Below are 21,477 nucleotides of genomic sequence, written 5' to 3'. Positions count from 1 at the left end.
GACGCGCCGCCGGTTCTGGGCGGCGGCGCGCGGACCGCTGGCTGCCGGGGCCGTCACGGCGCGCCGGCAGCCTCGCGGGGTCAGGCCTTGACGTGCTGCGAGATGTACTTGTTCATCTCGAACATCGTGCACTTGTCCTTGCCGAACACCTTCTTCAGCTTGTCGTCGGCCAGGATTTCCCGCTTGTTTTCCGGGTTTTGCAGGTTGTTCGACTTGATATAGTCCCACACCTTGCTGATGACCTGGCTGCGCGGCAGCTTCTCGTTGCCGACGATCGCACCCAGCTCGGCCGAGGGCTGAACGGGGGCATGGATGCCGCCGGTCTTGGTCGTGGTAGCCATTCCATTCCTTCCTGTTGCACCGGCCGCGTACTCGGCCTTCGCGGAATCACGCCTTCTTGAGCGCGGCGCGCTTGTGCGCTGCCTTTCCGCCATTGTCACTCTCTACCAGATATTGCGGCTCGTCCTTCGTCGCCTTGACCTTGTGACCCTTGATCGAGGTTTCGGAGGTCAGCTTCTTCTCCACCGTGCCGTGCGCGGTGCCGCCATGCGACTTCCAGGTCACCTCGTCGCCCTTCTTCAGATCGCTTGCCATCGTCCGTCTCCTGTTGTGTCGAGGTGCAACCCGCAGGACAGGTTCGGGGTTGCGCCGTATCAATTCGTGCTACAGCCACGCGCGACACGAACGGGGACTGGGATGAGCGACAAGGGTCAGGGCACGCCCGACGACGGCGATCTGGTGGCGGCGGACGGCAAGATCGCGGTGCCCGACGAGGTGGCGGAGGCGGTCCGCACGCTGCTGCGCTGGGCCGGAGACGATCCGACGCGCGAGGGATTGGTCGATACGCCCCGCCGCGTGGCGCGCGCCTGGAAGGAATATTGCGCCGGTTACGGCGAGGATCCCGGCGTGCATCTGTCGCGCGTGTTCGAGGAAGTCGGCGGCTATGACGAGATCGTGTTGCTCAAGGACATTCCGTTCCAGTCGCATTGCGAGCATCACATGGCGCCGATCATCGGCAAGGCGCATATCGCCTATCTGCCGCGCAACCATGTCGTCGGCATCTCGAAACTGGCGCGCGTGCTCCACGGCTATGCCCGGCGGTTGCAGGTGCAGGAACGGCTGACCGCCGAGGTCGCCGACTGCATCTGGCACGGGCTGAAACCGCTGGGCGTCGCGGTGGTGATCGAGGCGAGCCATGCGTGCATGACCGCGCGCGGCGTCCGCACCTCCGGCGTCGGCATGGTGACCAGCCGGATGATGGGCGTCTTCCGCGACGACGACCGCAGCCGCAAGGAAGTGCTGTCGCTGATGGGCATGGCCTGAGCGCGATGCGCGTGCTGGTGACCGGGGCGGCCAGACGGCTCGGCGCGGCGATCGCGCGTGCGGTCGCCGCGGCCGGGCATGTCCCGGTAATCCATTACGGCCGGTCGCGCGCGGAGGCCGAGGCGCTGGCGGCGGAACTGGGCGGGGAGTGCGTCGCGGGCGATCTCGCCGATCCGTCGGACGTGCCGGCGCTGTTCGCGCGGGCCTGCGCGGGCGGGCCAGTCGACGGTCTGGTCAACAGCGCCTCGCTGTTCGAATATGACGTGCCCGCCGCGCCCGATGCCGCGCTGGCGGCGCGGCTCCACGCGGTCAACGTCGTCGCGCCGTCGCTGCTCGCCGCCGCGCTGGCGGGGCAGGGACGCGACGGTGCGATCGTCAACCTGCTCGATCAGAAGCTCGCCAATCCCAATCCCGATTTCTACAGCTACACGCTGACCAAGGCCGCGCTCGCCAGCGCGACGGTGCTGATGGCGCAGGCGTTTGCGCCGCGCATCCGGGTCAACGCGGTCTCGCCCGGCCTGACATTGCCCAGCGGCGACCAGAGCGACGCCGAGTTCGATGCCGTGGCGCGCGCCAATCTGCTCCGCCGTCCGGTGGGCGCGAACCAGGTGGCGGCGGCGGTCGTCTATCTGCTGGAGGCGCGCAGCGTGACCGGACAGAATCTGTACGTCGACAGCGGTCAGCGATTCGTGAAGCGCGACCGCGACGTGATGTTCGAGGGCCGCAGCGATGGCTGAATACACGATCATCCTCGACGATCTGGCGGTCGCGATGCGCCTCGGCATCCACCCGCATGAGGCGACACCGCAGCGGGTGCTGCTGTCGGTGCACCTCACCGTGGCTTATGGCCGGACGCCCGAGGCGGACGATATCGCCGAAGTGCTCGATTACGACGGCATCCGCGACGGCATCCATGCGCTCGCGGCGGGCGGGGGCTTCGCGTTGCAGGAGACGCTGGTCGAGCGCGTCGCGGCACTGTGCCTCGCTGATCCGCGCGTCCGCGAGGTAAGAGTGCGCTCGATGAAGCCCGACGTCTTCCCCGACGCCCGTGTCGGCTGCGAGATCGTGCGGCGGCGCCGATAGCTGCCGCCCCGGCGGAGGCCGGGGCCTGTTCTGGGCACCTTCCCGCATCACTTGATCCGCCCGCCACTGAACCCCGGGCCGGAACGTCAAAGGTCATGGATTCCCATCAGCCCGCGCGGGAATGACGAGAACGGCTCGTAAGAACACGCTGTCCTACACCCATTAGTTCGCGATATGTTCTCTATCAGTAATGGGAGAACACAATCATGATCGACGATCTCATCGACGGCGTGATCGACCGCGAGGGCGGGTATATCCACCATCCGGCCGATCGCGGCGGCGCCACCCGCTTCGGCATCACCGAGGCGGTCGCCCGCGCCAACGGCTATACGGGTGATATGCGCCATTTCGCGCGCCCCGCGGCGGTCGCCATCTACCGTCAGCTCTATTGGTCGCGCCCGGGCTTGGATCGCGTCGCGGATCGCGCGCCCGCGCTGGCGGCCGAACTGTTCGACACCGGCGTCAACATGGGGCCGGCGGTTGCGACCGGCTTCTTTCAGCGCGCGCTCAATGCGCTGAACCGGGGCGGGCGCGATTACCCCGACGTCGTGCCGGACGGCCGCATCGGCGCGCGGACGCTCGCCGCGCTGGACGCGTTCCTCGCCACGCGCGGGGCGGGCGCGGAGACGGTGCTGGTCAAGGCGGTCGAGGCGTTGCAGGGCGAACGCTATCTCTCGCTCGCGGAACAGCGCCCCGCCAACGAGGCTTTCCTGTATGGCTGGCTCGCGCAGCGGATCGGGTGAGGACATGGCGATGCTGGACACGATCATCGGCCCGGTCGCCGGGCTGCTCGACAAGCTGATCCCCGATCCGCGCGCGCGGGAGGCGGCGCAGCGCGAACTGCTGCGGCTGGAAGGGACGCAGGAACTGGAGCGCGTCAAGGCGCAGATGGCGGCGGTGCTGGCCGAAGCGGGTTCAGCCGACCCCTGGACCAGCCGCGCGCGCCCCAGCTTCCTGTACGTCATGTACGCCCTCTTGCTCTGGAGCATTCCGATGGGCCTGATCGCGGCGGTCAAACCCGACGCTGCGCTGGCGATCGCGCACGGGATGAACGCCTATTTGAACGGCCTGCCCGAACCGCTCTACGCGCTCTTCGGCACCGGCTATCTCGGCTACACCGTCGCGCGGGAATGGGGGAAGGCGAAGGCGAGATAATCCCCATCATGTCATCCCCGCGAAGGCGGGAATCCAGAACCCAGGTCGTCGCGAACGAATCGCCACGTCGGCGTGTCTGGATCCCCGCCTTCGCGGCAATGACGACGGGAGGCGGGAATGAGGGAGCGTTACGCCCGCACTACCCCCGCCGCAGCCGCTGCGGATCCGGCGGCAACCGCATATGCGCGCCATGCGCGGCCTCGAGATACTCCGTCGCCATCGCATAATGCGCCTGGCACACCGCCGGGTCTTCGGCTTCCGCCGCCAGTTTCAGTTCGGCCTCGGCGCGGGTCTGGAAATACAGGCGGTCCTTGTCGGTAATCATTGACGCTACTCACTCTCCCGCGCGCGATATGGTCCTTGTCGCGCGCGGATACCATCGCCTGCGTTACCAATTTGCGCGGTGTCGGCCGCTGCCCTTGCCTGTCGCCCGCCCGCGCCCCAAATCGCGGCGCTATGAGCGGTAACGATCCCCATTCCATGCCCGTCTGGCATGGCACCACCATCCTCTCGGTCCGACGCGGCGGCAAGGTCGTCGTCATCGGCGACGGCCAGGTCTCGATGGGTCAGACCGTCATGAAGCCCAACGCGCGCAAGGTTCGCACGCTGGGTGATGGCAAGGTCATCGCCGGCTTCGCGGGCGCGACCGCCGACGCGTTCACCCTGTTCGAGCGGCTGGAGGCGAAGCTGGAGCGCCACGGCTATCACCTGATGCGCGCGGCGGTGGAGCTGGCGAAGGACTGGCGCACCGACAAGTTCCTGCGCAACCTGGAGGCGATGATGATCGTCGCCGACAAGGAAGTGACGCTGATCCTGACCGGCAACGGCGACGTGCTGGAACCGGAAGCGGGCGTCGCCGCGATCGGCTCGGGCGGCAATTACGCACTCGCCGCCGCGCGTGCGCTGGTCGAATATGAGGACGATGCCGAGGTGCTGTGCCGCAAGGCGATGAAGATCGCCGCCGAGGTCTGCGTCTATACCAACGACCGCGTGACGATCGAGACGTTGGAGAGCACCACATGACGTCCGTCGCCCCTGCGCAGGCAGGGGCCCATGTCTGTCGCGTTGCGCGCATCGTCTGACACAGGTCCGACGCCCACGTGTCAGACCTCCCGACGGACCCTTCCACCGTCTCAACATTCACAACATTCGCCGACCAAGGCTTTGAAAAACCATGAACGATAATTTGACCCCCAAGGCGATCGTCGCCGCGCTCGACGCGCATATCATCGGGCAGAAGGACGCCAAGCGCGCGGTCGCCGTCGCGCTGCGCAACCGCTGGCGGCGGCAGCAGCTCGCTCCCGATCTGCGCGACGAGGTGACGCCGAAGAACATCCTGATGATCGGGCCGACCGGCTGCGGCAAAACCGAGATCAGCCGCCGCTTGGCCAAGCTGGCCGACGCGCCGTTCGTGAAGGTCGAGGCGACCAAGTTCACCGAGGTCGGCTATGTCGGCCGCGACGTGGAGCAGATCGCGCGCGATCTGGTCGAGGAAGCGGTGCGGCTGGAAAAGGAACGCCGCCGCCTCGCGGTGAAGGACAAGGCGGAGGCCGCCGCGATGGACCGCCTGCTCGACGCTTTGGTCGGCAAGGACGCCAGCCAGGCGACCCGCGACAGCTTCCGCAACCGCTTCCACGAAGGCCATCTCGCCGACAAGGAAGTCGAGCTGGAACTGCAACAGGCGCCGCAGATGCCGTTCGAGCTGCCCGGCGGGCAAGGTTCGGTCGGGATGATCAACCTGTCCGAGATGATGGGCAAGGCGTTCGGTGGCGGCCCGAAGCAGCGCCGCAAGCTGCTGGTCCCCGCCGCATGGGAGAAGCTGGTCGAGGAGGAAGCCGACAAGCGCCTCGACCAGGATGAGGTCAGCCGTGTCGCGCTCCAGGATGCCGAGGAGAATGGCATCGTCTTCCTCGACGAGATCGACAAGATCGCGGTCAGCGACGTGCGCGGCGGCTCGGTCAGCCGCGAGGGCGTGCAGCGCGACCTGTTGCCGCTGATCGAGGGCACGACCGTCTCGACGAAGTACGGCCCGATGAAGACCGACCATATCCTGTTCATCGCGAGCGGCGCCTTCCACGTCGCCAAGCCGAGCGACCTGCTGCCGGAGCTTCAGGGCCGCCTGCCGATCCGCGTCGAGCTGAAGGGGCTGGCCGAGGACGATTTCGTCGCGATCCTGTCCGACACCAAGGCGTCGCTGCCCGCGCAATACAAGGCGCTGATCGCGACCGAGGGTGTCGACGTGACCTTCACCGACGACGGCATCCGCGCCATCGCGCGCATCGCGGCGGAGGTGAACGGCGAGATCGAGAATATCGGCGCCCGCCGTCTCCAGACGGTCATGGAGAAACTGCTGGAGGAGGTCAGCTTCGATGCCGAGGACCGGCAGGGCGGGGCGCTGACCGTCGATGCGGCGTATGTCGAGCAGCAACTGGCCAGTGTCGCGCGCAACTCCGACTTGAGCCGTTTTGTGCTGTAACATAGGCTTGCCTGCGGTACGGCGCGAAGGGGGCGGCTTGGACGACGAACGCGATGCGTTGATTCATGGCGCCTATCTGGCGGCGATGGACGAAGGCGCGGACGGCTGGGTGCCGTGGCTGCGGCGGGCCTCGGACTGGATCGGCGGAAGGGCCGCCTATCTCGGCATGGTCGATCGTCAGCAGCAGGTGCTGGCGTGGGACACGATCCACCATCCCGATCCGCAGCGCTTTGAGCGCTACAGGGCGGAGGGAGTTTACCTGCGCGATCCGCAGGTCCGCGTCGTCGCGCAATTGACCGGCTCGCGCATGTACCGCGACGTCGACGTGCTCGACCCCGACGATGCCGACACGCGGTTCCATTGCGAATGGATGGCACGCGAAGGCGGGATGGAACATTTCGTCACCGCCGCCTCGGTGATCGGCGACGGGCGCTGGGTGGGCGGCCTGTCGTTCCACAATGCGGTCGGGCAGGGGGTGACCAGCGACGCGCAATGGCGGCGGCTCGCCTCGCTGACGGGCACGCTGGAGCGCGCGCTGGAATTCGGCGTCCTCCATGCCGAGAAACTGCGCGAACGGTGGTGGAGCGCGCGGCTTGAGGTGGTGGGGGAACCGGCGGCGTTGCTCGACGAACGCGGCACGATCCTGCGCGCCACATCCGATTTCGAGGCGGTGCTGCGGCGCGGCGATGGGCTGGGCGCGCTGCAGGGAGGACTGATCGCGACCGATCCGGCCAGCCAGCGGCGGCTCGCGACGTTGATCGCGGCCGCGACCGCGACGAGGGGCGGCAGCGCGGACGCCACCCGGATCGAGCGCGACGGTGAGCGTCCGCCCTATGTGTTGTGCGTCTGGCCGCTGGCGCGGGAGCGGCGGGCGCTGGTGGTGGACCATGCCGCCGCGCTGGTGACGCTGATCGATCCGCTGGCCGGTCCCGCACCCGCCGCTTCGCTGTGGCGCGCCGCCTTCGGACTGACCCCGCGCGAGGCGGAAATCGCCGCCGCGCTGCTGGCGGGCAGGACCCCCGACGAGGCGGCGGCGGGGCTGGGCATCGCCCTCAACACGGCGCGCGTCCACCTGCGACAGATTTTCGCGAAGACGCAGACGACGCGGCAGGCCGAGTTGATCGGCCTATTGTCCCGTTTCGGATAGGTCGGCGTGACGGGGCCGGGGTCTAACCCATTTGGGTGACGCGATGCCGCACGGGATCGGTTAGCGTCCGTTTGACAATAGCTAACGGGGAAAACGGGGCAATGAAGTACGGTTGGGGGCTGTCGCTTGTCGGCGCGACGACGCTGATGGCCGGGCAGGCGGGTGCGGCATCGCTGGTGTCGATCCAGTCTTTCGCGCTGAAGACGGAAGTGACCGCCGCATCGCTGGCATCCAATACGGAGGCCGGACGAGCGAAAGCGTCCCCCAGCAGCTTCCAGCGCTCAACGGAGACGGCCAGCTATGGGCCGAGCTTCGGCGGTGCGTCGCTCACGACGTCTGCACAATCCGGTGACGATGGAAAGGCCGGCGCCGGCGGCTATGCCAGCACATCACTTTCGGGGTACACCTCGGGAGATCGATGGACGATGGCGTTCGTCGGAAATTTGGCGGCGTGGTCGGTGTCCGCCGATGGCTTCGCGTACGCCACCGCTGGTCATCAGGTGCGGACTTTCTTCTCTGTGACCCAGGACACCGTATTGGGCGTCAATTATCTATCGCCGCCTGGAGAGTTTCAATCCGGCCTTGATTTGCTTACCATTTCGAGCGCGGATCAATTTTCACCCATCTTCAGGGGCACGGTTGCGGATTATGCGAACGGCGGCGGACGAAACGTGGTCCTGCGTCCCGACGTCGCATACAATATTGTCCTGGCCGGTCCGAATAGTGAAGAAACGTTGTCGCGTGGCACCGCCGCGCTGGTGACGGGCGTCGACACGAGCGCCATCAAATACGAACGTCGGATCAACTTCGCGTTCAGTGCTGCGGGCGCCACCGCCGTCGTTCCCGAACCCGCGACCTGGGCGATGATGATCCTTGGCTTCGGCGTGGCCGGCGCGGCGTTGCGGCGGCGGCGTGCGCCTGCACACGGTCCATCGGTCGCGTGACGGCGGGCCTGTTCCTCCTCCTTCAGACGGAGGATGGCTCTCGCCGCCGGACGCGATATCGTGACATCGAGCAGATGAGGGTGTGACGATTCGACGGGCATGGCGCTATGGGATGATCCTGGCGGCGGTGCTGTGTACGACACCGTGTGCAGCGGCGGCGTGGGTGAGCGACGGTGCGCCGTTGTCCGCAGTCGAACTCGACGCCGTTCCGCCATCGCTGCTGTCGCCGGTTGAAAACGATCGCTCCCCGGTCGATCCTTACCGCCCGATCCAGGCGGTCGTGCTGGTCCTGGTCGCGCTGGTCGTCGCGCGGCGGATGCGCCCGTACGATGTGCCCGCAAATCCGGGGGATTGATCTGCGGGGTCAGATCAGATTGCCGGCGTAGAACAGGATCAGGATCGCGGCGACCAGCAGGAAGGCGAGGTAGAAGAGCCCGCCCTTGATCGGTCGTTTCGCCTTGCGGTCGAAGACCTCGCCCTCGCGTAGCTCCTCGCGAACGATATTCTCGGCCATGATCGTCTCTCCCGTGTCGCGCACTAACCAGCGGCACGGGAGAACGATCCGCTCAGCCCGCCGGCGCGATGATCGCGATCTGCCGACCGTAACCCGGCTCGCCGCGATGCGTGGCACGGCGATAGGAGAAAAATCGCGCCTCGTCGGCATAGGTGTCCAGCCCCAGCGCCGCGACGCGCGTCACGCCGGCGGCGGCAAGGCGGTGGACGACATAGCCCTCCAGATCGAAGCGATGATGCCCCGTGCGCGCATCGACGAAGAACCGCTCATTGGCGGCGTCCGCCTCCTCGAAGCGACGGCGGAAGGCGTCGTCGACCTCGTAGCTGGCGCGCGCGATGCAGGGGCCGACCGCCGCGACGATTCGCTCCGCCCGCGCGCCCTTCGCGATCATGGCGGTGATCGTCGCATCGGTGACGCCGCCCAGCGCCCCCTTCCACCCGGCATGAGCCGCGCCGACGACCCCGGCCTCCGCGTCGGCCAGCAGCACCGGTGCGCAGTCGGCGGTGATAACGCCGATCGCGAGGCCGGGCCGATCGGTGACGAGCGCGTCCGCCTCCGGTCGTGCCCCCGCGAACGGCGCATCGACCGTGACGCAGGTGGCGGAGTGGACCTGATACGGTGTCAGCAGCACCGCGCCCGGCCTGACCGCCGTCAACGCCCTCGCGCGGTTGGCGCGGACCGCGTCGGCATCGTCGTCGGAGCCCAGTCCGACGTTCAGCCCGGCGTGGATCCCGGTCGACACGCCCCCACGCCGCCCGAGGAAACCGTGCGGCATCGCACCCAGCACGCCGGCCCGAATGACCTCGGGCGCGCTCACAACGTCTTGCGCATGACGATATCCTGGTCGGCGTGATTGCCGACCATGAAGGCGTATTTGCCGACGTCCTTGAACCCGTATTTGACGTAGAAACGCCGCGCGCGTTCGTTGTCGATGAAAACGGAGAGATAGATTTCCGCCACGCCGCGCGTCCGTGCCTCGTCCAGCGCCCAGTCCATCATGCGCGGCCCCAGCCCGGAACCCTGCCACGGTTTCAGCAGGTAGAATTGGCGCAGTTCGATCGCGTTCGTCTTCGGCGTGAACGGCAGGCGCGGCGGGCCCAGCTTTACATAGCCGACCAGCGTATGCCCCAGTTCCACCACCAGCACGGCAAAGGCCGGATCGGCGACCTCCGCCGCCCAGTCGCGCGCGTTATGCTGCTCCAGGAACGTGGCGAGATCGGCTGCGGAATAAAGGGTGCCGAACGTCTCCTCGAAGGTCGCGCGCGCGACCCCGGCCAACGCGTCGGCATCCGCGACGGTTGCGCGGCGCAGCATCGGCTTGGGCATCATGCGAACCCCGCCGGTTGCGGCCAGTCATTATGCGTCAGTGCGATCACCTTGAACAACTCCCCCATGTCCTCCACCAGCCGCGCGCGATCGCCCGCGACCTCTTCCCCCAGCGCGGCGGCGCGCTGATCGATGCCGAGTGCGCGCAGGAACGTGCCCTGTCCAACCGTACCCCACGAGCGAGCGCCCGACGCCGCCGCCACCAGCCGCAGCGTCGCCATATCGACGTGCGCGGTCAGATCCTGTTCGCCCGGCGCCTCGAACGGGTTGGCGAAGGCGTGCCCGCGCACCGCCTGCAATGTCTCCCCCGCCGCCGGGCCGTCATAACCATAGTCGATCACCAGCGCCGCGCCCCCCTGCGCCACGATCCGCGCCGACAGATCCGCCATGATCGCGACGCTGGCCGGCGACGTCTCGATGATCGATCCCGGCGCGGCATCGGCCAGATGCGCCGGGATGATCGTGTCCGGCACGCTGGCGCCCGCGATCGGCAGGAACAGCGTGTCCTGGCACGCCACCAGCCGCTCGTGCCAGGTCTCGCCGCGCCGGACGAGCTGCCGGATCGGCAGCGCGTCGAAGAATTCGTTGGCGACGACGATCAGCGGCCGGTCGTCGGGCAGGGTCGTCAGCGCGTCGTGCCAGGTCGCCTGCGGCACCCGCTCTCCTTGCGCCGTGCGCAGCGTCGGGCTGGTCTCGACGAAATGGACCGGCGGACGAAAGCCGGCACGGGCCATCACGCGCAACGCATCGGCGGTCAGCGTCCCGCGCCCCGGCCCCAGCTCCACCCACACGGCATCGTCCGGGCGCCCGGCGCGATCCCACAGATCGGCGGCCCAGGCGCCGATCAGCTCGCCGAACATCTGGCTGATCTCCGGCGCGGTCGTGAAGTCGCCGCCGCTGCCGAGCGGATCGCGGGTCGCGTAATAATGCGCGTTGGCGGCGGCCATATACTGGCTGACCGGGATCGGCCCGCCCAGCGCGATGGCGCGCGCCAGTCGCTCGGCGAGCAGCGGTTCGGTCATCAGGCGACCGCGTCCGGTCCAGCGACCGGCTCCACCCGCTGCCGCCGTCCCGGCGCGGTCGCGATCAGATAGGCGCCCGCGACCACCATCGGCACGCACAGCCATTGGCCCATGTGCAGCCCGGTCGCCTCGGCGAACTGACGCAGTTGCGCGTCAGGTTCGCGGAAGAACTCGACGGTGAAGCGCGCCAGCCCGTAGCCGGCGAGGAACACGCCCACCAGCTTGCCGGGTTGATATCGCGCATTCGTCCGCCAGAAGAAGAACCACAGCAGCAGCGCCAGCGCGATACCTTCCAGCCCGGCCTCGTAAAGCTGGCTGGGGTGACGCGCGGGCTCGGGAATGCCGAACGGCACCGTGCGCTCGAACACGATCGCCCAGGGCACGTCGGCCGGCTTGCCCCACAATTCACCGTTCACGAAGTTGGCGAGCCGGCCGAAGAACAGTCCGAACGGCACGCAGCAGGCGACGTAATCATGCACGCGCAGCCAGTTCAGCCCATGCTTGCGGGCGAACCATATCAGGCCGAGCGACGTGCCGATCACCCCGCCATGGAACGACATGCCGCCGTCCCACAGCCGCAGGATCGACAGCGGGCGGGTCAGCATTTCCGGCGCGTAGAACAGGACGTAGCCGATCCGACCACCAAGGATGATGCCCAGCGTGGCGTAGAACACCAGATCGTCGGCGTGTCGCCGCGCCATCGGCGCGCCGGGCTGGTCGAGCAGCTTCAGCAGATACCACCAGCCGATGACGATTCCGGCGATATACGCCAGGCTGTACCACCGCAGCGTGAACACCCCGATCGAGAAGACGTCGGGGTGCAGGCCCAGATCGGAAAAATGTATGTGGCTTGCCGCTACGGCAGCCGTGAGAGCGGGCAGGATCAAGGCTTTCCCCTCGTGAATCGCGCCTCCATAAGATGCACAGAGCATAAACCCAAGCGGAGAGAGTGATGCGGACCGAGCTTGATGCGCGCATGGATGCCACGATGGCGGCGTTGACGGGGGAGGGTGGTCCGCTGCCGCTCGGTACCGTCACGCGCTTCGGTCGCGACCTGCCGTGTATCGCCGCCGCACCGCCAACGCTCCCGGCCTATTTCGCGCACTTCTGCGCCCAGCACCGCGATCTGACCTTTCTGGTGGCGGGCGAGGAGCGGTTGACGTTCGGACAGGTTCATGATGCCGCCACGCGCGTCGCGCACGCGCTGGTCGACGGCTATGGCGTTCGGCCCGGCGACCGGGTGGCGATCGCGGCGCGCAACTCGCCGTCGTGGATCGTGCTCTACATGGGCATCCTGATGGCCGGCGGGATCGCGACGCTGCTCAACGGCTGGTGGCAAAGCGAGGAACTGGCGGCAGCGGTCGCGGAGGTCGCACCGCGCGTGATCTTCGCCGATCCGCCGCGTGCGAAACGGCTTCACGGGATCGGCACGCCGGTCGAGGTCTGCGACGATGCCGAGCCGCTGGAGGTCGCGCTGGATACGGTGCTGGCGCGTGCGAAGGGCGGGACACTGCCCGCGCTGACGGGCGACGCGCCGGCGACGATCCTGTTCACCTCCGGTTCGACCGGCCGCGCGCGCGGCGCGCTGTCGACGCATTTCCAGGTCATGCAGGGCACGTTCAACTTCCTGGCGTCCGCGCTGATGATGCAGGCGATATCGGCGCAGAACGGCGTTGTCGCGACGCTCCAGCACGCGACGCTGCTGAACGTGCCGCTGTTCCACGTCACCGCCGAGGTGCCGACCTTCCTTCAAAGCTTCGCGATGGGGCGCAAGCTGGTGTTGATGCCACGCTGGGACGCCGAGGAGGCCATGCGGTTGATCGAGCGCGAGAAGGTGACCTATTTCGTCGGCGTGCCGCTGATGAGTTTCGAGATGCTCAATCATCCCCGGCGTGGGGAGTACGACCTGTCGACCGTCACCGATTTCGCGGCGGGTGGTGCGCCGCGCCCGGTCGAGCACGTCCGCCGGCTCGACGCCGAGCTGCCGGGCTCGCCCCTGATCGGATACGGCCTCACCGAGACGAATGCGATCGGCTGCGGCAACTGGCGGAGCAACTATCTTGCCAAGCCCACGTCGACGGGACGCGCCTCGCCGCCACTGGTCGAACTCGGCATCCTGGACGACGCGGGGCGGCAGGTGCGCCAGGGCGGCGTAGGCGAGATCGGCATTCGTTCGGCCGCCAATTTCGAAGGTTACTGGAATCGCCCCGAGGATACCGCCGCCTGCTTCACCGCCGAGGGATTCTTCCGAACCGGCGACATCGGCTATCTGGACGCCGACGGCTATCTCTTCATCGTCGATCGCAAGAAGGACATCATCATCCGCGGTGGCGAGAACATCAGCTGCCAGGAGGTGGAGGCGGCGCTCTACACCCATCCGGCGGTGGCCGAGGCGGCGGTGTTCGGTCTGCCCGATGAGCGGCTGGGCGAGGTGCCGTGCGCCGTCGTCCATCTGAGCGAGGGCGAGCAGGCGACGCCGGCAGAGTTGCTGGGCTTCCTTGCCGACCATCTCGCCGCGTTCAAGGTGCCGCATCGGCTCTGGCTGAGCGCCGCGCCGCTGCCGCGTCTGGGGACCGAGAAGATCGACAAGGTGTCGATGCGCCGTAGCTACGGCGAACTGGTCGACGGATAGTCGCGGCCCGTCGCCGGAACGATCCGGGGTGAGTTTGGGCGCCATGGCGCAGGTCAACTGATCGCCTGCAGCTCCCGACGCGATCCCCCTTCCGCCGGACCGCGCGTCCGGCTAACCGGCGGTCATGGCGGAGATCACCCGACGCAGGCTTCTCGTGTCCGGTGGTCTCGGCGTCGGGCTGCTGGTGGCGTGGGGCGTCTGGCCGCGGACCTATCGTCCCAATCTGGCCGCCGCACCGGACGAGCGGGTGTTGAACGCCTTCGTGAAGATCGCGCGCGACGGCCGCGTGACCGTGGCCGTTCCGCAATGCGAGCACGGGCAGGGCGTCTACACCACGCTGGCGCAGATCGTCGCGGACGAACTTGGAGCGGACTGGCGGACGGTCGGCGTGGAGGCGGCTCCCGTCTCGCCGCTGTACGCCAATCCGCTCGCCGCCGGCATGCTGTTCGGCGACGGCTTCTCCGGCGTGCCGGAGCGGGTGCGTGACGAGCTCTGGACGCGCGACGCGTTGATGCTGACCGCCGGCTCGACATCCGTGCGGCGGTTCGAGGCACCGCTGCGCGAAGCGGGAGCAGCGGCGCGGGTGCTGCTCTGTCAGGCGGCGGCCAAGTGTTGGGACGTCGACTGGCGCGATTGCACCACCGCGGACGGCTTCGTCGTGCAGGGCAAGCAGCGACTGCGCTTCGGCGAACTGGCGGAGGGCGCGGCGGGCGGCGCACTGCCAGATGAGCTGCCGCTGCGGATCGGTGACGATGGGCGGCTCACCGGCACGACGCTGCCGCGCCTCGACGTGCCGGCGAAGGTCGACGGATCGGCCAATTTCGTGGCCGATATCCGGCTGCCCGACATGGTGTTCGCGAGCATCCGGCAGGCGCCGCATCCGGCGGCGCGCCTGCGGTCCGCGAATCTTGCGGCGGCGGAGCGCGTACCGGGGCTGGTGCAGGTGGTACGTCACGATCATTGGATTGCGGCGGTCGCGAACAGCTGGTGGGCGGCGAATTGGGCGCTCGCCGCGCTCGCCCCGCGTTTCGAGGGGCCGGCGGCACTGCCCGACGATGCGACGATCACGGCGGCGCTGGACGCGGCGCTGAAAGCCGATGGGCGTCTCGTCGCTGCGGTCGGCGATATCGATGGCGCGATGGCGGGCGGACGGCTGGTCGAGGCGGACTATGCCGTGCTGCCCGGGCTTCACGCCGCCGTCGAACCGCCGGCCGCCACCGCCCAGTGGCAGAACGATCGGCTCGAACTCTGGGCCGCGACGCAGGCGCCGTCGCTGGCGCGGGCGGCGGCCGCCGACGCGATCGGTGTCGCGGCGGATCAGGTGGTGATCCATCCGATGCTGGTCGGAGGCTCGTTCGGCGCCGCGCTGGAGGTGGAGGTGGTGCGACAGGCCGCGATCCTCGCGAAGGAACTGCGCCGCCCCGTGCAGCTTTGCTGGTCGCGCGGCGAGGCGCTGCTCCACGATCGCGTGCGCTCTCCCGCCAGGGCGCGGATGAGCGCGCGGCTGGCGGTCAACGGTGCGATCCTCGGCTGGCGGGCACGGATCGCCGCCGCGCGAACCGGGCGCGACCTGTCGGCGCGGCTCTTGCCCGACGACCCGCTGCGGCGGATGGCGGCGGTGCTGCCGGCTGGGGCGGACACCTATGCGATGCGCGGCGCGACGCCGCCCTATCGCCTGCCGGCGCTCGCGATCGATCATCATCCGCTCGCGATCGAGTTGTCGACGGGGCATCTGCGCGGCGGGGCGGACGGGTATAATGCGTTCTTCACCGAGAGCTTCCTGGACGAAGTGGCGCGCGCGGCCGGCAGCGAGCCGATGTCGTATCGCATCGGCATGCTGGGCGGCGACGTGCGGCTGGCGCGCTGCCTGACCACGGTCGCCGCACTGGGCGGATGGAGTGGCGGCGTGCCGGGCAGCGGGCAGGGGATCGCCTGTCACCGCATGGCCGGCAGCGCGATCGCGGTACTGGCGGAGGCGGGGGTCGATGCCGGCGGACGTCCGCGCGTCGACAGGCTGGTCGCGGCGGTCGATGTCGGGCGGACGATCAACCCCGATGTCGTCCGCCAGCAGATCGAGGGCGGGCTGCTGTTCGGTGTCGCGATGGCGCGCGGATCGGCGGCGCATTTCGCTGACGGTCTGGCCAGCCTGCGCCGTTATGGCGAGCTCAATCTGCCACGACTGGCCGATGTGCCGGAGGTGACGATCGAACTGATCCCCTCCACCGAAGACCCCGGCGGGGTCGGCGATCTGGGCGTCCCCGCCGTCGCCCCCGCCATCGCCAATGCGCTGTTCGCCGCCGGCGGAACGCGGTGGCGCAACCTGCCGTTCAGGAGCGCGTGATGCTACCCCCCGACCACCCCACCGTTCCGCGCCCGACGATCGGCGTGCTGCTCATCAACCTCGGTACGCCCGATGCCGCCGACACGCGCGCGGTCCGCCGCTATCTGGCGGAGTTCCTGTCCGATCCCCGCGTCGTGGAGATTCCGAAGCTGCTCTGGCAGCCGATCCTGCGCGGCGTGGTGCTGACCACCCGTCCGAAGAAGTCCGCGCATGCCTATCAGCAGGTGTGGACCGACGACGGCTCGCCACTGGCGGCGGTGACGCGCGCGCAGGCGGTGGCGCTGAAGGAGGCATTCGGCGCCGACGTGCTGGTCGACTGGGCGATGCGTTATGGCAATCCGTCGATCGACGATCGCCTGCGCGCGATGAAGGCCGCGGGATGCGAGCGTATCCTGCTCGCCCCGCTCTATCCGCAATATTGCGCGGCGACGACCGCGACCGCCAACGACAAGGCGTTTGTCGCGCTGGCCGGAATGCGCTGGCAACCGGCGATCCGCACACTGCCGCCCTATTATGATGATCCGGCCTATATCGCGGCGCTCGCGGCAAACGTTCGCGGCGCGCTGGAGACACTCGACTTCGCGCCGGATGCGGTGATCGCCAGCTTCCACGGGATGCCGCAACGGACGCTGGAACTGGGCGACCCCTATCATTGCCATTGTCGCAAGACCGCCCGATTGTTGGGCGAGGCGTTGGAGCGGCCGCTGACGGTCGCCTTCCAGTCGCGCTTCGGCCGCGCGAAGTGGCTGGAACCGGCGACCGACACCACATTGGAGGCGATGCCGGCGCAGGGGATCCGCAAGGTCGCGATCCTGGCGCCCGGTTTCTCCGCCGACTGCCTGGAAACGCTGGAGGAATTGGCGATCCGTGGGCGGGAGAGCTTCCTGGCGGCGGGCGGGACGCATTTCACGTACCTGCCATGTTTGAACGATAGTGCAGAAGGCGTCGCGATGTTGCGTGCATTACTTGCACGTGAACTTGAAGGCTGGCGCCGTGCCGAATAGGCTGATTGCGTTTTTGTAAACCGTCCCATGTCCGGGCCGGCGTTCGGGAGAGGGTCTTATGGCACGGGTGGCGATCGTCACGGGTGGTACGCGCGGCATCGGCGAGGCGATCAGCGTCGCGTTGAAGGAGGCGGGAATGACCGTTGCCGCCAATTACGCCGGCAACGACGAGCGCGCGCGCGACTTCACCGCGCGGACGGGCATCGCCGCGTTCAAATGGGACGTCGCGGGCTATGATGCCTGTCAGGAGGGTGTCGCGAAGGTGGCGGCCGAACTGGGGCCGGTCGACGTGCTGGTCAACAACGCCGGCATCACCCGCGACGGTACGATCCTGAAGATGACCTACGAGATGTGGAAGGAGGTCATGGACACCAATTTGGGCGGTTGCTTCAACATGGCCAAGGCCGTGTTTGCGGGCATGCGCGACCGCAAATGGGGGCGAATCGTCAATATCGGCTCAATCAACGGCCAGGCGGGCCAGTACGGGCAGGTGAACTATGCCGCGGCGAAGAGCGGCATCCATGGCTTCACGAAGGCTTTGTCGCAGGAAGGGGCGCGGGCCGGCGTCACCGTGAATGCGATCGCGCCGGGTTATATCGACACGGACATGGTCGCGGCGGTCCCGCCCGAGGTCCTGGAGAAGATCGTCGCCAAGATCCCGGTCGGGCGGCTGGGCCAGGCGCAGGAGATCGCGCGCGGCGTGGCGTTCCTGTGCTCGGAAGAGGCGGGGTTCGTGACGGGATCGACGCTGAGCATCAACGGCGGGCAGCACATGTACTGACGGCCGCGGGGCCGCCCTGAAGTCCGCGACGCCTTGTTTTCGTACAAATTTCGAAGCGAGTTGCCGCAACCAAACACGGGCCCGGCGCCATTTGGCACCGGGCCCGCGCCCTCAAACGCTACGCGAGGGAACTCTGTCGCTCGCCGGAAGCCCTGACTCCCGGCCCCGCCGCGTCAGCGGCAGTAGCGAGGGTTGTTCGACTTCTCGATCGCATTGCCCGCGACCGCGCCGCCGACGCCGCCCAGCACCGTGCCGAGCGTCCGGTCGCCGCGCGAGTCGATCACCCGGCCAAGCAGACCGCCGGCGATCGCGCCGACCACGGTGCCGGTCGTGCCGTTCGAGCAGCGGCGGTTGTAATTGTAGCGCCGATCCGAACCGCGATAGTCGCGCCGGTCATAGTAGCCGCGATCGTCATAGCTGCGATCATAGCGGCTGCCATAGTAACGCTGCGCCTGGGCGGCGGTCGGAGCCATGGCGGCGGCACCCATCGCGAGCGCGGCACCGGCAAGGGCGAGATTCTTGAACATCATCTATCTCCCGTTCTGCTGTTCCGGTCGGCGGGGCTTCCCGTCGATGACTAGGCTTATGGGTGATTCGCATTGAGCCGAGCCTGAATGCGTCCGTTATCGGGGGTTCATGCTGGCGGCGGCCGTAAAGCGGGCTACGGACGCGGCATGCGATGGCCGATAGCGCTGATGATGACGGTGTTGCTGGTACCGCCGTGGAGCGGTGAGCCGCGACGCGCGCTGTACCGTCACGACCTGACGGTGCGCGCCACCCGCTTCGTACCACCCGGCGGATGGCCGCGCCGGATCGGCGTGCTCCGGCCGGTCGGGGCGGTAGTGCTCAGCGCCGATCAGGCCGGTTTCGGCGGGTTCTCAGCGTTGGCGCTGCATCGTGGGCAGGCGGTTCTGCTGACCGATGGCGGGCTGGTCGTGCGGCTGCGGATCGCGGGTGGCACAGTCCGGACGTTGCCGGGCAGCATGCTCGACGACGGACCGGAAACCGGCTGGCGGCGACAGGCGCGCGATACCGAATCGATGGTTGTCGATCCCGCGAGCGGCCGGACGTGGATCGGCTATGAGCGGGTCAACGAGATCTGGCGCTATGCTTCCGGGCTTGCGCACGCGGAAGGCTGGGCGCGCCCGGCGGCGATGCGGGGGTGGGGCGAGAACAGCGGGCCTGAATCGCTGGTGCGACTCGTCGACGGGCGCTTCCTGACGTTGCGTGAGGGCGGTCTGCGGCAGGTCGGCGCGCGGCCGGCGCTGCTGTTCGCGGGCGACCCCACCCAACCGGGCACGGCTGTCGCCACCTTGCGATACCTGCCCCCCGCCGGCTTTGCGCCGAGCGACGCGGCGGTGCTGCCGGATGGAGACGTTCTGGTGCTGAACCGGCGCTGGCGGGTGCCGCTGCGATTCGAGGCCGCGCTGGTGCGAATCGCCGCAGCAAGCATCCGGCCGGGCGCGTTGCTTCACGGACCGGTCGTGGCGCGACTCGGGGCGACGCTGGGCAATGAAAATGCCGAAGGCGTGGCGGTGTCGCGAGAGCGGGGCGTGACGATGATCTGGCTGATCACCGACAACGACGGATATGCGTGGCGGAAGACGATCCTCGCCAAGTTCCGTCTGATCGACTGACCGAGAACACGACGCGGCCCGCCGTCGTCATGGACGGCGGGCCGTATCGGTACGGGCAGGATGAAGGTGTCAGGCCGCGGCGGCGGCCGACAGCTTCTTCACGACGTCACGCTTCAGGCGGCGCGCCTTGAGCGACAGCTTGTCGTCCGAGGTCTTGACCAGCCAGTTGTCCAAGCCGCCATTGTGCTCCACCGAGCGCAGGCCGTGCGTCGACACGCGCAGGCGGATGGAACGCTCCAGCGCGTCCGAGAGCAGCGTGACGTTCTGCAGGTTCGGCAGGAACGTGCGCTTGGTCTTGTTATTGGCGTGGGAAACGTTGTTTCCCACCTGCCGGCCCTTGCCGGTCAGCTCGCAGATGCGCGACATGGTGACTAATCCTGATTTCGGTTGCCCGGAAAGTGCGCGCCGATAACCCCCCACGGCCGATCGGTCAAGTCGCGACTGCTGCAACCGCCGTCTCCAGCACGCGTTGTTCCGGCAGCGAATCAAGGCGGGAGACAGAGGATGCGTAGTCTTTTGGTGCTGATCGGGGTGGTGGCGCTGGTGGTGCTGGCCGCCATGATGCTGGGTTTCGTCAAGTTCGACCAGACGCAGACGGCGCAGCTGCCGCGACTCGAGGGCGGGCGCGCGCCGAAATTCGACGCCGATGTGGCGAAGGTGTCGGTCGGCACCGAGAACAAGACCGTCGCGGTGCCGGATATCAAGGTGCAGAAGCCCGGCGAGCAGCGCTGATGCTGGCATCGCCGGGAGCAGCGGGCTAGGCGGCGGGGATGATCCCGCTGCCGTCCCCGATGCGTGCCGCCCTGGATGCCGCGCGAGCGGCGGCGGCGGCGGGCGAGGTGCCGGTCGGCGCGGTCGTGGTGCGCGGGGGCGAGGTGATCGCGGTCGCGGCCAATGCGCCGCGCACCTTGTGCGATCCGACCGCCCATGCCGAGATCCTGGCGTTGCGGGCGGCGGCGACGGCGCTGGCACGCGACCGACTGGAGGATTGCGATCTGTGGGTCACGCTGGAGCCCTGCGCGATGTGCGCGGGCGCGATCGCCCATGCGCGGATCGCCCGGCTATACTATGGCGCCGATGACATGAAGGGCGGGGCGGTCGAACACGGTCCGCGCTTCTTTGCGCAGCCGACCTGTCATCATCGGCCGGAATTGTTCGCCGGCATCGGGGCGACGGAGGCAGCGGCGCTGCTGCGGGCGTTCTTCGCCGCGCGCCGTTAGCGGCGTTAGCGCCGCAGTGGACGATAGGGTCGCGGGACGACGCGGAGGTGTCGTGGCCGCCGAAGGCCTCGCCTGCCGATGTCGATGGAGGCAGGAACGGGGGCGCCTTCGCGCCCCCGTCATCTCCGCGTGCCCCGCATCGCCCAACGGCGGCGTGCGCGGTCGGAGCGGCGATCAGCGCGGCGGCAGGTCGTTCTGCGACACCGGCACGATCTTGATCTCGACGCGGCGATTCGCCGCGCGACCGGCATCGGTCTCGTTCGAAGCGATCGGCTCGGCCTCGCCGAAGCCGCGCGTCGCGATGCGCGCCGGCTGGACGCCACGGCTCGACAGATAATCGGCCACCGCCAGCGCGCGGCGCTGCGACAGGTCGAGATTATATTCCTCGCTGCCGGTCGAATCGGTGAAGCCGTACACGTCGATATAGGTCTGGTTATATTCGGACAGGATCGACGCGACCTTGTCGAGTGTCGCGCGGAACTGCGGCTGCACCGTCGCCGAATTGTAGGCGAAGTTGATCCCCGACGGGATGTTGAGCAGCAGGTCGTCGCCCTGGCGCGTGACCTGCACGTCGGTGCCGCGCGTGCGTTCGCGCAGCTCGCGCTCCTGCTTGTCCATGTACGATCCGACCGCCGCGCCCGCGATGCCGCCGATGCCCGCGCCCAGGATCTTTTCGGCCCGATCGCGGCGGCCGCCGACCAGATCGCCCAGCAGGTAGCCGCCCAGTGCGCCGCCGATGCCGCCGATCGCGGTCTTCGACAGGCGGCGGTCGCCCGTCTCCGGATCGGTGGTGCAGGCCGACACCGCGACCAGCGATACGCAGGCCAGAGCGGCCGCCAGCTTGGACGAAACCTTCATTGTCTTCCCTCTCG

General features: G+C 68.3%; 28 protein-coding genes. 17 read left to right on the top strand and 11 right to left on the bottom strand.

What is annotated here, in order from left to right:
* Positions 1-80: 80 nt before the first annotated feature.
* Positions 81-341, bottom strand: a complete 261-nt coding sequence (locus tag NS334_RS04840) for an SWIB/MDM2 domain-containing protein (RefSeq protein ID WP_058754842.1) — start codon at positions 339-341, stop codon at positions 81-83.
* 46 nt (positions 342-387) lie between these two features.
* Positions 388-594 (bottom strand): DUF2945 domain-containing protein, encoded by a 207-nt coding sequence (locus NS334_RS04835; protein WP_058754841.1) that lies wholly within the window; start codon positions 592-594, stop codon positions 388-390.
* A gap of 102 nt (positions 595-696) precedes the next feature.
* Between NS334_RS04835 and folE the strand changes: the two genes are divergently transcribed.
* From folE to NS334_RS04810, 5 genes are all read left to right on the top strand, one after another.
* A complete protein-coding gene (folE, locus tag NS334_RS04830; RefSeq protein WP_058754840.1) occupies positions 697-1,323 on the top strand; it encodes a GTP cyclohydrolase I FolE in 627 nt (208 codons plus the stop codon).
* A gap of 5 nt (positions 1,324-1,328) precedes the next feature.
* Positions 1,329-2,060, top strand: coding sequence for an SDR family oxidoreductase (locus tag NS334_RS04825; protein WP_058754839.1), 732 nt, complete (start codon positions 1,329-1,331; stop codon positions 2,058-2,060).
* Positions 2,053-2,406, top strand: a complete 354-nt coding sequence (locus NS334_RS04820; RefSeq protein ID WP_058754838.1) for a dihydroneopterin aldolase — start codon at positions 2,053-2,055, stop codon at positions 2,404-2,406. The genes NS334_RS04825 and NS334_RS04820 overlap by 8 nt, the downstream gene beginning before the upstream one ends.
* 203 nt (positions 2,407-2,609) lie before the next feature.
* Positions 2,610-3,149, top strand: coding sequence for a glycoside hydrolase family 108 protein (locus NS334_RS04815; RefSeq protein ID WP_058754837.1), 540 nt, complete (start codon positions 2,610-2,612; stop codon positions 3,147-3,149).
* 4 nt (positions 3,150-3,153) lie between these two features.
* Entirely contained in the window at positions 3,154-3,561 is a 408-nt protein-coding gene (locus NS334_RS04810; RefSeq protein WP_058754836.1) for a holin family protein, read from the top strand.
* Between the two features lie 139 nt (positions 3,562-3,700).
* On the opposite strand, the gene NS334_RS04805 is transcribed toward NS334_RS04810, so the two are convergent.
* Positions 3,701-3,886 carry a hypothetical protein gene (locus NS334_RS04805; RefSeq protein WP_058754835.1) on the bottom strand — a complete coding sequence of 62 codons (186 nt, stop codon included), beginning with the start codon at positions 3,884-3,886 and terminating at the stop codon, positions 3,701-3,703.
* Positions 3,887-4,041: 155 nt separating this feature from the next.
* Between NS334_RS04805 and hslV the strand changes: the two genes are divergently transcribed.
* The 5 genes from hslV (at position 4,042) to NS334_RS04780 (ending at position 8,483) form a co-directional block, all read left to right on the top strand.
* Positions 4,042-4,584: an ATP-dependent protease subunit HslV gene (gene hslV / locus NS334_RS04800; RefSeq protein WP_083500255.1), complete on the top strand. Its 543-nt coding sequence runs from the start codon at positions 4,042-4,044 to the stop codon at positions 4,582-4,584.
* A gap of 151 nt (positions 4,585-4,735) precedes the next feature.
* Positions 4,736-6,037, top strand: a complete 1,302-nt coding sequence (gene hslU, locus NS334_RS04795; protein ID WP_058754833.1) for an ATP-dependent protease ATPase subunit HslU — start codon at positions 4,736-4,738, stop codon at positions 6,035-6,037.
* 37 nt (positions 6,038-6,074) lie between these two features.
* On the top strand, positions 6,075-7,184 hold the full coding sequence (locus NS334_RS04790) for a helix-turn-helix transcriptional regulator (protein ID WP_058754832.1): 1,110 nt from the start codon (positions 6,075-6,077) through the stop codon (positions 7,182-7,184).
* A gap of 101 nt (positions 7,185-7,285) precedes the next feature.
* The gene (locus NS334_RS19035) at positions 7,286-8,128 is read left to right on the top strand and encodes a PEPxxWA-CTERM sorting domain-containing protein (protein WP_058754831.1); all 843 of its coding nucleotides are present in this window, start codon (positions 7,286-7,288) and stop codon (positions 8,126-8,128) included.
* A gap of 112 nt (positions 8,129-8,240) precedes the next feature.
* Positions 8,241-8,483: a hypothetical protein gene (locus NS334_RS04780; protein ID WP_193753002.1), complete on the top strand. Its 243-nt coding sequence runs from the start codon at positions 8,241-8,243 to the stop codon at positions 8,481-8,483.
* 9 nt (positions 8,484-8,492) lie between these two features.
* Here NS334_RS04780 and NS334_RS18540 read toward each other — a convergent pair whose 3' ends face one another.
* From NS334_RS18540 to lgt, 5 genes are read right to left on the bottom strand one after another with little or no spacing between them, the layout of a single operon-like run.
* Entirely contained in the window at positions 8,493-8,642 is a 150-nt protein-coding gene (locus NS334_RS18540) for a hypothetical protein (protein WP_193753001.1), read from the bottom strand.
* A 52-nt stretch (positions 8,643-8,694) separates the two neighbouring features.
* On the bottom strand, positions 8,695-9,417 hold the full coding sequence (gene pgeF, locus NS334_RS04775; protein ID WP_058754909.1) for a peptidoglycan editing factor PgeF: 723 nt from the start codon (positions 9,415-9,417) through the stop codon (positions 8,695-8,697).
* A gap of 38 nt (positions 9,418-9,455) precedes the next feature.
* On the bottom strand, positions 9,456-9,968 hold the full coding sequence (locus NS334_RS04770; RefSeq protein WP_241491808.1) for a GNAT family N-acetyltransferase: 513 nt from the start codon (positions 9,966-9,968) through the stop codon (positions 9,456-9,458).
* Entirely contained in the window at positions 9,968-10,990 is a 1,023-nt protein-coding gene (locus NS334_RS04765) for a class I SAM-dependent methyltransferase (RefSeq protein WP_058754829.1), read from the bottom strand. The genes NS334_RS04770 and NS334_RS04765 overlap by 1 nt, the downstream gene beginning before the upstream one ends.
* Positions 10,990-11,877, bottom strand: coding sequence for a prolipoprotein diacylglyceryl transferase (gene lgt, locus NS334_RS04760; protein WP_241491807.1), 888 nt, complete (start codon positions 11,875-11,877; stop codon positions 10,990-10,992). Before lgt ends, NS334_RS04765 begins: the two co-directional genes overlap by 1 nt.
* Before the next feature lie 65 nt (positions 11,878-11,942).
* Here lgt and NS334_RS04755 point away from each other — a divergent pair, with 65 nt between their 5' ends.
* From NS334_RS04755 to phbB, 4 genes are all read left to right on the top strand, one after another.
* Entirely contained in the window at positions 11,943-13,622 is a 1,680-nt protein-coding gene (locus NS334_RS04755; protein ID WP_058754827.1) for a class I adenylate-forming enzyme family protein, read from the top strand.
* 124 nt (positions 13,623-13,746) lie between these two features.
* Positions 13,747-15,963, top strand: coding sequence for a xanthine dehydrogenase family protein molybdopterin-binding subunit (locus NS334_RS04750; RefSeq protein WP_058754826.1), 2,217 nt, complete (start codon positions 13,747-13,749; stop codon positions 15,961-15,963).
* Positions 15,963-16,967, top strand: a complete 1,005-nt coding sequence (hemH, locus tag NS334_RS04745; protein ID WP_058754907.1) for a ferrochelatase — start codon at positions 15,963-15,965, stop codon at positions 16,965-16,967. Before NS334_RS04750 ends, hemH begins: the two co-directional genes overlap by 1 nt.
* Positions 16,968-17,025: 58 nt before the next feature.
* Positions 17,026-17,748, top strand: coding sequence for an acetoacetyl-CoA reductase (gene phbB, locus NS334_RS04740; RefSeq protein ID WP_058754825.1), 723 nt, complete (start codon positions 17,026-17,028; stop codon positions 17,746-17,748).
* A 173-nt stretch (positions 17,749-17,921) separates the two neighbouring features.
* Here phbB and NS334_RS04735 read toward each other — a convergent pair whose 3' ends face one another.
* Positions 17,922-18,275, bottom strand: a complete 354-nt coding sequence (locus NS334_RS04735) for a glycine zipper 2TM domain-containing protein (RefSeq protein WP_058754824.1) — start codon at positions 18,273-18,275, stop codon at positions 17,922-17,924.
* 147 nt (positions 18,276-18,422) lie between these two features.
* On the opposite strand from NS334_RS04735, the gene NS334_RS04730 reads away from it, so the two are divergent.
* Positions 18,423-19,385, top strand: coding sequence for an esterase-like activity of phytase family protein (locus NS334_RS04730; RefSeq protein ID WP_058754823.1), 963 nt, complete (start codon positions 18,423-18,425; stop codon positions 19,383-19,385).
* A 69-nt stretch (positions 19,386-19,454) separates the two neighbouring features.
* Here NS334_RS04730 and rpmB read toward each other — a convergent pair whose 3' ends face one another.
* Complete coding sequence (gene rpmB, locus NS334_RS04725) at positions 19,455-19,751, bottom strand: 50S ribosomal protein L28 (protein WP_058754822.1); 297 nt, start codon at positions 19,749-19,751, stop codon at positions 19,455-19,457.
* A 138-nt stretch (positions 19,752-19,889) separates the two neighbouring features.
* Between rpmB and NS334_RS04720 the strand changes: the two genes are divergently transcribed.
* The gene (locus NS334_RS04720) at positions 19,890-20,117 is read left to right on the top strand and encodes a hypothetical protein (protein ID WP_058754821.1); all 228 of its coding nucleotides are present in this window, start codon (positions 19,890-19,892) and stop codon (positions 20,115-20,117) included.
* 59 nt (positions 20,118-20,176) lie between these two features.
* Positions 20,177-20,605 carry a nucleoside deaminase gene (locus NS334_RS04715; RefSeq protein WP_058754906.1) on the top strand — a complete coding sequence of 143 codons (429 nt, stop codon included), beginning with the start codon at positions 20,177-20,179 and terminating at the stop codon, positions 20,603-20,605.
* A gap of 174 nt (positions 20,606-20,779) precedes the next feature.
* Here NS334_RS04715 and NS334_RS04710 read toward each other — a convergent pair whose 3' ends face one another.
* Positions 20,780-21,463 carry an OmpA family protein gene (locus NS334_RS04710; protein ID WP_058754820.1) on the bottom strand — a complete coding sequence of 228 codons (684 nt, stop codon included), beginning with the start codon at positions 21,461-21,463 and terminating at the stop codon, positions 20,780-20,782.
* Positions 21,464-21,477: the final 14 nt, after the last annotated feature.

The sequence above is a fragment of the Sphingomonas endophytica genome, from assembly GCF_001476895.1.
GTDB lineage: Bacteria > Pseudomonadota > Alphaproteobacteria > Sphingomonadales > Sphingomonadaceae > Sphingomonas > Sphingomonas endophytica_A.
The sequence above is the reverse complement of the archived record's forward strand: the minus strand, read 5'-3'. Positions and strand labels throughout refer to the sequence as shown.

What these genes read in the sequence shown, in the direction of transcription:
- NS334_RS04840 (WP_058754842.1), bottom strand. Translation starts at nt 341, where the DNA reads ATGGCTACCACGACCAAGACCGGCGGCATCCATGCCCCCGTTCAGCCC.
- NS334_RS04835 (WP_058754841.1), bottom strand. Translation starts at nt 594, where the DNA reads ATGGCAAGCGATCTGAAGAAGGGCGACGAGGTGACCTGGAAGTCGCAT.
- folE (WP_058754840.1), top strand. Translation starts at nt 697, where the DNA reads ATGAGCGACAAGGGTCAGGGCACGCCCGACGACGGCGATCTGGTGGCG.
- NS334_RS04825 (WP_058754839.1), top strand. Translation starts at nt 1,329, where the DNA reads ATGCGCGTGCTGGTGACCGGGGCGGCCAGACGGCTCGGCGCGGCGATC.
- NS334_RS04820 (WP_058754838.1), top strand. Translation starts at nt 2,053, where the DNA reads ATGGCTGAATACACGATCATCCTCGACGATCTGGCGGTCGCGATGCGC.
- NS334_RS04810 (WP_058754836.1), top strand. Translation starts at nt 3,154, where the DNA reads ATGGCGATGCTGGACACGATCATCGGCCCGGTCGCCGGGCTGCTCGAC.
- NS334_RS04805 (WP_058754835.1), bottom strand. Translation starts at nt 3,886, where the DNA reads ATGATTACCGACAAGGACCGCCTGTATTTCCAGACCCGCGCCGAGGCC.
- hslV (WP_083500255.1), top strand. Translation starts at nt 4,042, where the DNA reads ATGCCCGTCTGGCATGGCACCACCATCCTCTCGGTCCGACGCGGCGGC.
- hslU (WP_058754833.1), top strand. Translation starts at nt 4,736, where the DNA reads ATGAACGATAATTTGACCCCCAAGGCGATCGTCGCCGCGCTCGACGCG.
- NS334_RS19035 (WP_058754831.1), top strand. Translation starts at nt 7,286, where the DNA reads ATGAAGTACGGTTGGGGGCTGTCGCTTGTCGGCGCGACGACGCTGATG.
- NS334_RS04780 (WP_193753002.1), top strand. Translation starts at nt 8,241, where the DNA reads ATGATCCTGGCGGCGGTGCTGTGTACGACACCGTGTGCAGCGGCGGCG.
- NS334_RS18540 (WP_193753001.1), bottom strand. Translation starts at nt 8,642, where the DNA reads ATGGCCGAGAATATCGTTCGCGAGGAGCTACGCGAGGGCGAGGTCTTC.
- pgeF (WP_058754909.1), bottom strand. Translation starts at nt 9,417, where the DNA reads ATGCCGCACGGTTTCCTCGGGCGGCGTGGGGGCGTGTCGACCGGGATC.
- NS334_RS04770 (WP_241491808.1), bottom strand. Translation starts at nt 9,968, where the DNA reads ATGCCCAAGCCGATGCTGCGCCGCGCAACCGTCGCGGATGCCGACGCG.
- NS334_RS04765 (WP_058754829.1), bottom strand. Translation starts at nt 10,990, where the DNA reads ATGACCGAACCGCTGCTCGCCGAGCGACTGGCGCGCGCCATCGCGCTG.
- NS334_RS04755 (WP_058754827.1), top strand. Translation starts at nt 11,943, where the DNA reads ATGCGGACCGAGCTTGATGCGCGCATGGATGCCACGATGGCGGCGTTG.
- NS334_RS04750 (WP_058754826.1), top strand. Translation starts at nt 13,747, where the DNA reads ATGGCGGAGATCACCCGACGCAGGCTTCTCGTGTCCGGTGGTCTCGGC.
- hemH (WP_058754907.1), top strand. Translation starts at nt 15,963, where the DNA reads ATGCTACCCCCCGACCACCCCACCGTTCCGCGCCCGACGATCGGCGTG.
- phbB (WP_058754825.1), top strand. Translation starts at nt 17,026, where the DNA reads ATGGCACGGGTGGCGATCGTCACGGGTGGTACGCGCGGCATCGGCGAG.
- NS334_RS04735 (WP_058754824.1), bottom strand. Translation starts at nt 18,275, where the DNA reads ATGTTCAAGAATCTCGCCCTTGCCGGTGCCGCGCTCGCGATGGGTGCC.
- NS334_RS04730 (WP_058754823.1), top strand. Translation starts at nt 18,423, where the DNA reads ATGCGATGGCCGATAGCGCTGATGATGACGGTGTTGCTGGTACCGCCG.
- rpmB (WP_058754822.1), bottom strand. Translation starts at nt 19,751, where the DNA reads ATGTCGCGCATCTGCGAGCTGACCGGCAAGGGCCGGCAGGTGGGAAAC.
- NS334_RS04720 (WP_058754821.1), top strand. Translation starts at nt 19,890, where the DNA reads ATGCGTAGTCTTTTGGTGCTGATCGGGGTGGTGGCGCTGGTGGTGCTG.
- NS334_RS04715 (WP_058754906.1), top strand. Translation starts at nt 20,177, where the DNA reads ATGCGTGCCGCCCTGGATGCCGCGCGAGCGGCGGCGGCGGCGGGCGAG.
- NS334_RS04710 (WP_058754820.1), bottom strand. Translation starts at nt 21,463, where the DNA reads ATGAAGGTTTCGTCCAAGCTGGCGGCCGCTCTGGCCTGCGTATCGCTG.